7 protein-coding genes are annotated in these 12,648 nt (G+C 67.2%); 5 read left to right on the top strand and 2 right to left on the bottom strand.

The genetic code is table 11. The features are described from left to right. Positions 1-2: 2 nt before the first annotated feature. Positions 3-839: a twin-arginine translocase subunit TatC gene (tatC, locus tag R9J51_RS19400; protein ID WP_168556989.1), complete on the top strand. Its 837-nt coding sequence runs from the start codon at positions 3-5 to the stop codon at positions 837-839. 207 nt (positions 840-1,046) lie between these two features. On the opposite strand, the gene R9J51_RS19395 is transcribed toward tatC, so the two are convergent. Both R9J51_RS19395 and R9J51_RS19390 read right to left on the bottom strand, forming a co-directional pair. Then, a complete protein-coding gene (locus R9J51_RS19395; RefSeq protein ID WP_179505430.1) occupies positions 1,047-2,789 on the bottom strand; it encodes an amidohydrolase family protein in 1,743 nt (580 codons plus the stop codon). After that, on the bottom strand, positions 2,786-3,688 hold the full coding sequence (locus tag R9J51_RS19390) for an NAD(P)-dependent oxidoreductase (protein ID WP_168556657.1): 903 nt from the start codon (positions 3,686-3,688) through the stop codon (positions 2,786-2,788). The genes R9J51_RS19395 and R9J51_RS19390 overlap by 4 nt, the downstream gene beginning before the upstream one ends. Positions 3,689-3,798: 110 nt before the next feature. Here R9J51_RS19390 and R9J51_RS19385 point away from each other — a divergent pair, with 110 nt between their 5' ends. The 4 genes from R9J51_RS19385 to R9J51_RS19370 all read left to right on the top strand — a co-directional run bounded on the left by R9J51_RS19385 (position 3,799) and on the right by R9J51_RS19370 (position 12,648). Then, a complete protein-coding gene (locus tag R9J51_RS19385) occupies positions 3,799-5,052 on the top strand; it encodes a threonine ammonia-lyase (RefSeq protein WP_179505429.1) in 1,254 nt (417 codons plus the stop codon). 240 nt (positions 5,053-5,292) lie between these two features. Beyond that, positions 5,293-6,150 carry an arginyltransferase gene (locus tag R9J51_RS19380; RefSeq protein WP_179506569.1) on the top strand — a complete coding sequence of 286 codons (858 nt, stop codon included), beginning with the start codon at positions 5,293-5,295 and terminating at the stop codon, positions 6,148-6,150. Next, positions 6,074-8,434, top strand: a complete 2,361-nt coding sequence (locus R9J51_RS19375) for an autotransporter assembly complex protein TamA (RefSeq protein WP_432787683.1) — start codon at positions 6,074-6,076, stop codon at positions 8,432-8,434. The genes R9J51_RS19380 and R9J51_RS19375 overlap by 77 nt, the downstream gene beginning before the upstream one ends. Further along, entirely contained in the window at positions 8,434-12,648 is a 4,215-nt protein-coding gene (locus R9J51_RS19370) for a translocation/assembly module TamB domain-containing protein (RefSeq protein ID WP_179505428.1), read from the top strand. The genes R9J51_RS19375 and R9J51_RS19370 overlap by 1 nt, the downstream gene beginning before the upstream one ends.

Raw genomic sequence — 12,648 nt, 5'->3', positions numbered from 1 at the left:
AGATTCGCGATATCGATGAAACCCAGGCGCCGCTGCTCGATCACCTGATCGAACTGCGCACGCGCCTGTTGCGCTGCGTCTATGCGCTCGCGCTGACGTCGGCGATCAGCTACTATTTCGTCGACGCGATCCTGGCGATCCTGGTCCACCCGCTCAGCCTCGCGTTTCCCGCCGGGCATGGCCGGCTGATCTATACCAAGCTCTATTCGGCGTTCTTCGTGAACCTGAAAGTGGCGCTGTTTTCCGGCTTCCTGCTCAGCTTTCCGGTGATCGCCAACCAACTTTGGGCCTTTGTCGCGCCGGGGCTCTATGCGCGGGAAAAGCGGGCCTTCCTGCCTTTCCTGATCGCCACGCCGATCCTGTTCGGCATGGGCGCCAGCCTGGCTTACTTCGTGGTGATGCCCACCGCGTTCAAATGGTTCGTGGGCTTCCAGGGCAACAAGGGCGGCCTGCAATTGGAAGCCTTGCCGGGGATCGAGGAATACCTAGCGCTGGTGATGCAGTTCATCCTGGCGTTCGGCGTCTCGTTCCTGCTGCCGGTGCTGCTCATGCTGCTCAACCGCGCAGGGATCGTCAGCCGCGATGCGCTGGTCAAGGCGCGGCGCTATGTGATCGTGGGCATCGTGGCGCTTGCCGCGCTGATCACCCCGCCCGACGTGGTGTCGCAGCTGATGCTGGCGATTCCGCTGCTGATCCTGTTCGAAGGCACGTTGATCGTGATGCGCTTCGTCGAAAAGGCCGATGCCGAGGAAAAGGCGCGGGCCGAAGCAGAAGAAGCCGCTGCCGCTGCGGCTGCTGCCGCGCAGCCGGTGGGCGAACCCACGCAACTGCTGCCTTGATCCAATTGGGGTGGGGGCCATTGCTGGCCCCCACCGTATCTTGCACTTCGAGGGAGTTTCATGCGCGGCGGGATTTTTTCCGCTGCCCGCATGGCCGTGCCCAGATGAGAAAGCGGTGCGAGGGGACAACACCGTCTGGGCCTGGCAACGCAGCGCCGGGATGAGGGGGGAACCCAGCGCCTTCCGCGTCGGGCGATGTAACGACCCTCAGCCCTTTTTGTTTCCATCCTTGTCGGCCGGGGCGTTTTCCGAGTTTGCCGGCCAGACCTTGCCCCCGCCCACCCAGGTTTCGCGCACTTTGGTGCGGCGGATCGCGTCGGGCGTGGCAGTCAGCGGATCGGTATCGACCAGGATGAAATCGGCGCGCAGGCCCGGTGCCAGGCGGCCGAAACGGCCCTCGGCAAAGCCGGCATAGGCGCCGCCCGTGGTATAGGCGGCCAAGGCCTGGGCCGGCGTTACCACTTCCTGTGGCTGCCAGCCGCCGGCCGGCTGGCCATCAGGCCCCTGGCGGCTGATCGCGGCGGCAAGGCCGGCAAAGGGATCGGGCAGTTCCACCGGCGCGTCAGACCCGAACGCCAGTTTGCCGCCGGCCTTGGCAATGGATTGCCAGGCATAGGCGCCGGCCAGCCGCTGCGGGCCCAGCCGCGCCTCGGCCATCAGGCGATCGGATGTTTCGTGCACCGGTTGCATCGAGGCGATCACCCCGTTGCGGCCAAAGCGCGCGATATCGGCCGGATCGACGATCTGCGCATGTTCCACCCGCCAGCGCCGATCGCCCTTGTAGGTGGCGGAAAGGTCCTCGATCGAAGCGAGCACGGCGGCATTGGCCGCGTCACCAATGGCGTGGACCGCAACCTGGAACCCGTCCATCGCCGCCCGGCTCATCAGGTTGCCCAACTGGGTGTCATTCATCCGGGGCAGGCCGCGCGTGCCCGGCGCATCGGCATAAGGTGCCTTGAGCCAGGCCCCGCGCGAACCCAGCGCGCCGTCCATGAACAGCTTGACCCCGCCCAGGCGCAAGCGATCGGCGTAGAGCCAGGGCGTGGGTTCGCCCCCGGCGATCAGCGCCATCTGATCGGTGCCCATGGCATAGGCCATGATCCGCACATAGAGCTGGTTCTTGTCACCCGCCCGGCGGAAGGCCTGCCAATCCTCGATGCTGGTGCCCATGTCGGCCACCGCGGTCACGCCGCGCTGGAACAGCAGCGATTGCGCCTTGGCCAGCGCGGCATCGCGGTCGGCCGCGCGGGGAGCGGGCAGGCGCGGGGTGAGCAGGCCCATGGCCGCGTCGACCAACACGCCGGCGGGCGTGCCATCCGGGCGCCGGTCGATCGCGCCGCCATCGGGCGCCTTGCTGGCGGCGGTGATCCCGGCGGCCTTGAGCGCGGCGCTGTTGGCCCAACCTGCATGGCCATCCACGCGTTCGAGCCACACCGGCCGATCCCCCACCACCGAATCGAGTTCGGCTGCGGTGGGATAGCGGCTCTGGCCCGCGCCATCCTTGAGGCCCCATTGCTCCTGGTTCCAGCCGCGGCCGGTGATCCAGGTGCGATCGGGGTGCGCGGCGGCATAGGCCCGGATCGCGTCGAGCGCCTCTGCCAGCGAATGCGTCTCCGACAGGTCCAGGGTGAGCGCGGCCAGCCCGATGTCCATGATATGGACGTGGGCGTCGATCAGGCCGGGCAGGATCACCTGGCCCTGGCCATCGACGTGATAGCCAAAGCCCTTCTTGGGCAGTTTGTCACCGGGGTGGAAAACCTGGCGGATCGTGCCCGAACGGTCGAACAGCAGGCCGATGACCTGCTCCACCTGGCCATCGGCGCCGATGGTTTCGCCGTGGACATTGTCCACCAGCGTATCGGTGGATGGGGCCTGGGCAGCCTGTGCCAGGCCGGGCAGGGCACAACTGGCCAGAAGCGCGGCGAGTGCCGCCAGCGAGGCGCGGCTCATGCCGGTTTCTGCCCGCGCAGCGGCAGGCGGCGGATCAGTGCGCTGGTATCCTGGCGCCCGCCGCCCAAGGCCTGCACATCGGCATAGAACTGGTCGATCAGCGCCGTGGTCGGCACGCTGGCGCCCAGGCCGCGCGCTTCCTCGATGGCCAGGCCCAGGTCCTTGCGCATCCAGTCCACGGCAAAGCCGAAGTCGAACGAATCGTCGGCCATGGTGTCCCAGCGGTTGTCCATCTGCCAGGATTGCGCGGCGCCGCCCGAAATCGCCTCGAACACCTTGCCAAGGTCGAGATGCGCGGCCTGGGCAAAGCGCATGGCTTCGGAAAGGCCGGCGATCGTCGCCGCCAGGCACATCTGGTTGACCATCTTGGTGGTCTGCCCGGCGCCCGATTTGCCCACGTGGACCACACGCTTGGCATAGGCGGAAAGGATCGGGCGGGCCGCGGCGATCGCCTTGTCGCTGCCGCCGCACATGATCGACAGCGTGCCGTTTTCCGCGCCCGATTGCCCGCCGGTGACGGGCGCGTCGACGCACAGGAGTTCCTTGTCACGTCCCTCAACGGCAATCTGCCGGGCAATGCGGGCCGAAACCGTGGTGTGGTCGATCAGCACGGCGCCGGGCTTGAGCGTGGCGAACGCGCCCTGCGGGCTCAGGACCACGTCGGCCAGGTCATCGTCGTTGCCCACGCAGGTGATCACGGCGTCCACGCCTTCGGCCGCTTCGGCCGGGCTGTTGGCCACGCGCGCGGCCAGGCCGGGATTGGCGGCCAGCCAGGCTTCGCGCCGGGCGTCGCTGCGGTTGAATACGGTCAGGCGGTGGCCGGCCTGGCCCAGGTGCCGGGCAATCGGCCCACCCATGGTGCCAAGGCCGATGCAGGCGATGGAAAGTGATTGCGTCATGGCCCATGTGTTTAGCCGGTTTGCGCAGGCGCGCCAGCCCTCCCTTGGGGCTCGCCCCGGCACGCGGAAACGGTTTCTTTGCGCAGCCCTTTGTATTAGGGGCAGCATCCATGGAAAACCTTGTCCACAAGCTCGCCCAGCAGCCGGCGCATGCCCAGCTGACCCTTGCCGACGTTCACGCGGCGGCGGGGCGAATTATGGGCAAGGTGGTGCGCACCCCCACGCTGCATAGCCAGACGCTCAGCCGGATCACCGGCGCCGAGATCTACCTCAAGTTCGAAAACCTGCAATTCACCGCCGCCTACAAGGAACGCGGCGCGCTCAATGCCCTTCTCCTCCTGTCCGAAGAACAGCGCGCGCGCGGCGTGATCGCGGCGTCGGCCGGCAACCATGCCCAGGGCCTGTCGTATCACGGCACGCGGCTGGGCGTACCGGTCACGATCGTCATGCCGCGCACGACGCCGGCGGTGAAGATCATGCAGACCGAAAGCGTCGGCGGCAATGTCGTGCTCGAAGGGGAAACCTTCGACGATGCCTATGCCCATGCCCGCCTGCTCGAGGTGGAGCGCGGGCTGACCTTCGTGCATCCATTCGATGATCCCGCCGTTGCGGCCGGGCAGGGCACGGTGGCGCTGGAAATGCTGACCGACGTGCCCGAGATCGACATGCTGGCCGTGCCGATCGGTGGTGGCGGGCTGTTGACCGGCATGGGCACGGCCGCGCGCGCGATGAAGCCGGGCATTGGCCTGGTGGGCGTGCAGGCGGCGCTGTTCCCGTCGATGTACGACAAGCTCAAGCACCAGACGCTGCCCTGCGGCGGGGATACCCTGGCCGAAGGCATCGCCGTCAAGGAACCGGGCAAGTTCACCTCGGCGGTGCTCGAAACCCTGCTCGACGATATCGTGCTGGTCGATGAAGCCGCGCTCGAATCGGCGGTGGCCCTGCTGCTGCAGATTGAAAAGACCGTGGTCGAAGGCGCCGGCGCGGCCGGGCTTGCCGCCGTGATCGCCAACCGGCGCATGTTCGAAGGGCGCAAGGTGGGCATCGTGCTGACCGGCGGCAACATCGACACGCGCCTGCTTGCCAACGTGCTGCTGCGCGATCTGGCCCGTTCGGGCCGGCTGGGCCGGCTGCGCATCGTGCTGCAGGATCGCCCTGGTGCGCTCTACAGCGTGGTGGAAGAGTTCAACCGCCACCAGGTCAACATCCTGGAAGTGTGGCACCAGCGCATCTTTACCTCGCTGCCGGCCAAGGGGCTGACGGCCGAGATCGAATGCGAGGCGCGTAACCGTGAGCAGATCGACCTGCTGGTGCGTTCGCTGCGTGACCGCGGCTATGACGTGACCCAGGTGGAACTGGCCTGACGCACCGCCGGCCTCACCCGCGGCCGGCTTGAATCCGTTAACCCGTGCCGGGCAGGCTGTCCTGCCTTGGCACGGGATCGGACGGCCCCGTGAAAATCAGCACCGAAATGACGGCGCAGGCTTGTCGGTCAAGCGGCTTTCGTGGTTAACACGCTTTAACCCAGGGCCATGCCGGGGCACGGCTATGGGCAAGACGCGCGCCGGATGGTCCGGCTTCGCGACAAGGAACTGCTCTTCGCCGTGACAGCGCCTGTCCGCTTCCCTCGCTTCTTCGTCACCAGCCCGGCCGCGTGCCCCTATCTGCCCGGCCGGCAGGAACGCAAGGTCTTCACCGAGTTGAAGGGGCCTGGCGCCGAGGAGCTCAACGATGCGCTGAGCCGCATCGGTTTCCGGCGCAGCCAGACGGTGGCCTATCGGCCATCGTGCGTCGATTGCACGGCCTGCGTGTCGGTGCGGGTGGTGGCGGGGGCCTTTCGCCCATCGGCCACACAACGGCGCGATCTGCGCCGCAATGGCGATCTTGTGGTGACAGCGTGTAAACCGTGGTCCACTGCGGAACAATTCGATCTGCTTCGGCGTTATCTCGCTGCCCGGCATCCGGGCGGCGGCATGGCCACCATGGACGAGATGGATTTCGCGGACATGGTGGAACATACGTCGGTGAAAAGTTATGTGATCGAATACAGGGAGCCCACTGCCGATGGCAGCCCGGGCAAACTGGTGGGGGCCTGCCTGACCGATCAGCAGGGTGATGGGCTCTCAATGGTCTACAGTTTTTACGATCCACATCACGAAACGCGCGGCGGGCTTGGAAACTTCATCATTCTCGATCACATCCTCCACGCACAGAGGATCGGCCTGCCCTATGTCTACCTCGGCTATTGGGTCGAGGGATCGGCACGGATGCAGTACAAGATCCGCTATCGCCCGATGGAGCGTCTTGGCCGCGATGGCTGGTGTGCATTCGAGCCTGAGGCGCAAGCCCAGGCCATCGATCGCCTGGGGCAAACCGATGGTGCCGATGGCCTGCCGACCAAGCCCGAGCTTTCTGCCCAGCCCGTCAGCGCCAGCGTGGCGCAAGGGTTTCCTCCACTCTGACGTCTTCGGGCCATCCAACCTGGCGCGCGCGCTTGCCGCGCTAGGGGTGGGTCTGGGGGCCGTTCTCGGGCCGCTGCCCGCACTGGGCCAGTCGCGCGATGCCGATCCCGCGCTTGAAGCGCTGATCCCCGATTCCGCGATCGACAACCCGCAGGCCTGGGCACGCGACACCGATGCCGCCCGCGCGACGGTGCCCGATGTTTCCACCCTGATCAGCCCAGATCCGCTGCCGGCGCTGCCCGCCATGCCGGGCATCACGCTCGATTGGCCCGACCAGGCCGATCTGCCGGCAATCGAGCCGCTCACGCCCGATCCTGATATCGCCGATGCCCAGCAGCAGGCCAAGGCCGCAGGGGCCGCGCTGGAAACCGATGATTCGGCCCAAGGCGTGCGGATTGCCAATGCCGCCCTGGTGCGCGTGGCAGACCAGGTCGTGCTCGCGTTTCCCACCGACACGCAAATCCCCGATCGCGATGCCATCGTCGCGCGGTTCAAGGGCCTTTCGGCGCTGGCCACGCTCAAGGACGATGAAGACAACCTGGCGCAGCTGACCCGTCGCGCCAAGAGCGACGCCGAACTGCTGCAGCAGGTGCTGCGCGTCTATGGCTATTACGATCCGGGTGTGACGCAGACAATCGAGCGGCCCGCTACGCCCGGAACCACAACGCCGGCGGCCGCCGCCCCGGAAACGGCGAGCAGCACTGCCGCGACCGGCGCACCAGCGCCGGCCAAGGCCGAAACCGCCGAGGAGGCCCGCGCCCGGCGTCAGGCAAATCTCGCCAAGTCGGTGGTCCGCTTCGACATTCAGCCCGGGCCGCAATATCGCTTTGCCCATATCGCGCTGGGCGATGTGATGGCCGCAAGCGACAGCGCCAATCTGCGCGCCGCGTTCCACCTCAACATCGGCGATCCGATCAACAGCGACAAGATCCTCACCGAAAAGGACAGCCTCAACAAGGAACTGGGCGAGCGCGGCTATGCCTTTGCCAGCGTGGGCGAACCCGATCTTGTAATCGACCACGAACCGCGCACCGGAGACCTCACCGTGCCGGTGACCACCGGCGGCAAGTACCGCTTTGGCCACGTCAACAGCAACCTGCCGGCCTACCTGAGTTCCCGCCATCTGGAGCGGATTGCCCGCTTCCGCCCCGGCGACATGTACCAGCGCAGCGATATGGACGACCTGCGCGAGGGCATTCTGGCCACCAGCCTGGTGTCCACCGCAACGGTCAAGGCCCGCGAAGTCACGCCGCCTGCCAATGGGCAGCCCGGGGTGGTGGACGTGGACGTGGATCTGACCAAGGCACCGCAGCGCACGCTGGCCGGCCTGATCGGGTATTCCAGTGGCGAAGGCGCGCGGTTGGAAGGCAGCTGGGAACACCGCAACTTCTTCCCGCCCGAAGGGATGATCAAGTTCCGCGGCGTGCTCGGTACGCAAGAGCAGCTGGCCGGTTTCACCTTCCGCCGCAACAATTTCCACGAGCGGGACCAGGTTCTTACCGCCGATCTCTATGCCCAGACCATCCAGGTTCGCGCCTATGACGCCAACACTATTTCGGCGACGGCAAGCCTGGAAAAGCAATCCACACTGATCTTCCAGAAGCCGTGGACCTATTCGTTCGGCATCCAGTTGATCGGGACGCAGGAAACCACCAGCACCACCCCGCGCACCACGTATTTCATCGCCGCCCTGCCGCTGCGCGGGGCCTATGATGCCAGCGACAGCCTGCTCGATCCCACCCGGGGTTGGCGCCTGTCGCTGCGCGTCTCGCCCGAGCTGTCCACCACCGACGGCACCAAGTCGAGCTATGTGAAGACGCAAGTGGATGCCAGCATCTATCAGCGCATCAGCAGCAGCGTGGTCCTGGCCGCGCGCACGCGACTGGGGGCGATTGCCGGCACCACGCTCGACAATATCGCGCCGTCGCGGCGGTTCTATGCCGGTGGTGGCGCATCGGTGCGTGGCTATGCCTATCAGCGGGTGGGACCGCTCGATTCCGCCGGGGAGCCGACCGGTGGCCGCTCGTTGAGCGAATTCTCGCTGGAAGCGCGCGTGAAGACGGGTCTGTTTGGCGGCGCGGTGGGCCTGGTGCCCTTCGTCGATGCCGGCACCGTGGGACCAACCGCCACGCCCACGCTGTCCGGCTTGCGCCTGGGCGCGGGCCTGGGCCTGCGTTACCACACCAACTTCGGCCCGATCCGTATCGACGTGGGCACGCCCATCAATCCGCGTCCGGGCGATAGCCGCCTGGGTGTCTATATCGCGCTGGGGCAAGCCTTCTGATGGCGCAGGAACCACAGGATACCCCGCCGGCACCAACGCCGGCGGATCAGCCCGCCGCGGCTCGCAGCGCCCCGCAAGGCCATTGGACCGCGCGCTGGGCCCGTCGCCTTGTCACCGCGCTGCTCTTGCTCGCGGCCGGGCTTGGGGCGCTGTTCCTCATTCTGGATTCGGCCATCGGCCATCGCTTCGTGATCGATCGCATTGCCCAGGTCACGCCGGGATCGGGCCTGCGCGTGAAGATCGGGCGGATCGACGGCTCGCTGTTCGGCGCATCCACCCTGCGCGACGTGGTGATCAGCGATCCCAAGGGCCGCTTCATGACCGTGCCCGAGGTAGAGTTGGACTGGCGGCCGCTCTCGTGGCTGCACAGCGGCCTCGATATCCGCACCCTCGTATTTCATCGCGGCACCTTGTGGCGCACGCCCAAGATGAACCCCGGCGATCCCAACGCGCCGGTGCTGCCCGATTTCAACATCCGCATCGATCGTTTTGCCCTGGAAGACCTGACGATTGCCAAGGGCATCGTGGGCGATCGGCGGCGGATCGACGTGAAGGCCCGCGCCGACATTCGCAACGGGCGCGCCCTGGTCGACGTGATGGGCAAGCTGGGGGGCCGCGACCGCCTGGTCGTGCACCTCGACAGCGAGCCCGATCGCGATCGTTTCGAACTGGCCGGGCTCTATGATGCCCCCAAGGATGGCCTGCTCGCCGGGCTTTCGGGCCTGCGCCGCGATGTGCACATGCGCGTGGCGGGGCGCGGCAGTTTTGCCGATTGGCACGGCTTTGGCTGGGCGCAACAGGGTGGCAAGACCCTGGCGGCCTTCCTGCTCGACAACCGCAGCGGCACTTATCGCCTGGCTGGCCAGGTGTTCCCGGCCGATCTGGTCAAGGGCACGGCGGCGGCTGCTGCCGGTGGCAAGGTCTCGCTCGTCTATCAGGGCACTTTCGCGCAAAGCCGTGCCCAAGGCACCGCCTTCGCCGTCACGCCCACCCTGCGCGCCATGGCGCAGGGCGGCCTCGATCTCGCCAACAACCAGGCCCAGGCGATCAAGGTCAAGGCCCAGGTGCTTCACCCGGAAAAGCTGCTGCCCGATCCGCAGGTGGAAGGCGTGGCGCTGTCGGGCACACTGGATGGCGCGTTCAACGATCTTTCCTTCGAACACCTCGTCACCGTGAAAAGCCTGCGTTCGGGCCAGATCACCGCGCAGGGGCTGCGGACTGCCGGCACCGCGCACTGGGATGGCAAGGCGCTGGTCCTGCCGCTCGACGTGACGGCGCAGATCTTGCGCAGCGGCCAGGCCATGGTCGACCAGCATCTTAGCGGTGCCCGGCTTCAGGGCGATCTGGTGATGCGCGGCAATGCCCTGTCGGCCGATCCGCTGGCCCTGCATCTCAAGGGCCTGGACGCGCGGCTGACCTTGCGCGGCGACATGGCGCGCGGCGGCTATGCCCTGGCCGGGCCGATCGTGGCCCGCGGCTTTGCCGTGCCCAATGTCGGCACGCTGGATGGCACCGCCAAAGTGCTGATCAAATTGGGCGATCGCCTGCCATGGTCGATCCAGGCCAATGCCGCCGGGCGCCTGTCGCGCCTGAGCAACGCCACGCTGGCCAATCTGGCGGGTGGCGACGTGCGCTTTTCGGGCAGTGCGCGGATGGGTGGCGCCATTCCGCTCACCTTGCGCAAGGTGTCGGTCAACGCCCCCAAGCTGACGCTGACCATGGACGGCCAGGTGGGCCAGGACGGCACCGCCAGCGTCCTTGGCCAGGGCCGTTCCACCGATTATGGTCCGTTCACCGTCAACGCGCGCCTCGCCAAGGATGGCCCGCACGCGGAACTGGTGTTTGCCAGCCCGCTGCCGGCGGCCGGCCTCAAGGATGTGCGCGTGGGGATCAGCCCGATTCCCGATGGCCTGGGCATCACCGCCCAGGGCCAATCGCGCCTGGGGCCGTTCAACGGGTCGATGGGCCTGTTTTCGCCCAAGGACGGGCCCACCCGGCTGCAGATCCAGTTCCTGCGCGTGTGGCAGACCGATGTGACCGGTGGCCTGGTGCTGGCCAATGGCGGCGTGAGCGGCGATCTGGCGCTGAAAGGCGGCGGGCTTGATGGCACGATCCACCTGGCGCCACAGGATGGCGGGCAGATGGTCAAGGCCTTGATCCTGGCGCGCAATGCCCGCTTTGGCGGGGATACGCCGCTGGCCATCGGCAGCGCCAAGATCGACGTGGATGGCCTGTTTGCCAAAGGCAACAGCACCGTGACGGCCAATGTTACCGCGCAGGGGCTTTCGGCGGGCAAAGTGTTCATCGGGCGCCTGGCGGCCAGCGCCGCGCTGGTCAACGGTTCGGGCAGCGTCACCGCGTCGATCGCAGGGCGGCGCGGCACGCAGTTCGCGCTGCAGGGCACCGCTGCGTTCGAGCCTGACAAGGTCGTCGCCTATGTGGCGGGCAACTATGCCGGCCGCACGGTCGACATGCCGCGCCGCATGGTGATGGAGCGCGAGGGTGAAGGCTGGAAGCTGCAACCCACGCAAGTGACATTCGGCCGCGGCATCGTGATTGCCGAGGGCCATATCCTGGGTGGGCCGACCAAGATCGATCTGAAAGTGGCGCGCATGCCGCTTTCGGTGCTGGATATCGCGGTGGCCGATCTCGGGCTGGGCGGCATCGCCTCGGGCCTGATCGATTACAGCGACGATGGCACCGGCGCGCCGCAGGGCCATGTGGCCATCCAGGTGCGCAACTTCTCGCGCTCTGGGCTGGTGCTCACGTCGCACCCGGTCGATCTCTACCTGATCGGCCAACTCGATGCGGCATCGTTGCAGACGCGCGCCGTGGTCAAGGATGGCGGCGCGGTGCGCGGCCGCCTGCAGGCCGCGATTGCCGATCTGCCGCGCGGCGGCACGCTGACCGAACGCCTGCGCGGCGGCAAGCTCAACGCGCAGGTGCGCTATAGCGGCCCGGCCGAAGCGCTGTGGCGTCTGTCGGCGGTGGAGGCGTTCGATTTCACCGGGCCGTTGGGCGCGGTGGCCAATGTCAGCGGCACGATCGATGCGCCCGTCCTCAACGGCGCGCTGGCGGGCAAGGGGCTGCGCTTGCGTTCGTCCCTGATCGGCGCAGACGTCCAGAATGTCGAGGCGACCGGCAGCTTCGATGCCTCGCACCTGTCACTCCAGCATTTCACCGGCACCACCAGCAATGGGGGCAAAGTGGAAGGCAGCGGCACGATCGACCTTTCGGCGATTGCCACCAAGGGCGTGGGCATCGACCTGCGCCTGGCGGCAAGCAACGCGCAGTTGATCCGGCGCGACGACATGTCAGCCACGGTCACCGGGCCGCTGCGCGTGATCAGCAGCGGCAACGGCGGCACGATCGCCGGGCGCGTGCGCATCGACCAGGCCAGCTGGGCCCTGGGCAAGGCAAGCGCGGCGGCAGACCTGCCCACGATCAAGACGCGTGAAATCAATGCCCCCGCCGATGCTGCGCCGGCCAAGGTTCCCTCGGCGCCGTGGCAGTTCATGATCGATGCGGTGGCCGCCAATCGCGTGGCGGTGCGCGGCATGGGGCTGGACAGCGAATGGGGGGCCGATATCCGCCTGCGCGGCACCACTGCCGCACCCGAGATTACCGGCACGGCCGAAGTGATCCGCGGCAGTTATGAATTCGCCGGCAAGCGGTTCGATCTCACGCGCGGCAAGATCCGCTTCACTGGTGCCACTCCGATCGATCCGCAACTCGATATCGTCGCCACCGGCGATGCCAATGGCGTGACCGCCACGATCACGATTTCCGGCACGGCGGCGCACACCTCCATCGCCTTCAGCTCCACCCCGGCCCTGCCCGAGGAAGAGCTGCTCAGCCGCCTGCTGTTCGGCACCTCGATCACGCAGATTTCGGCACCGGAAGCGGTGCAGCTTGCCTCGGCGCTGGCAAGCCTGCGCGGCGGCGGCGGGGGTGATCCGATCAACAAGGTGCGCAGCGCGATCGGGCTCGATCGCCTGCGTATCGTGGGGGCCGATGCCACCACCGGGCGCGGCACGTCGATCGCCGTGGGCAAGTATCTGGGGCGGCGGTTCTATCTGGAACTGGTCACGGACGGGCGCGGGTACAACGCCACGTCGATCGAATTCCGCATCACCCGCTGGCTGGCCCTGCTCGGCACGATCTCCACGATCGGCGATGAACAGGTCAGCGTGAAGGCCAGCAAGGACTATTGA

Source organism: Novosphingobium rhizosphaerae, from assembly GCF_050920675.1.
Taxonomy (GTDB): domain Bacteria; phylum Pseudomonadota; class Alphaproteobacteria; order Sphingomonadales; family Sphingomonadaceae; genus Novosphingobium; species Novosphingobium rhizosphaerae.
This window is presented reverse-complemented; position numbering and strand designations above follow the sequence as displayed.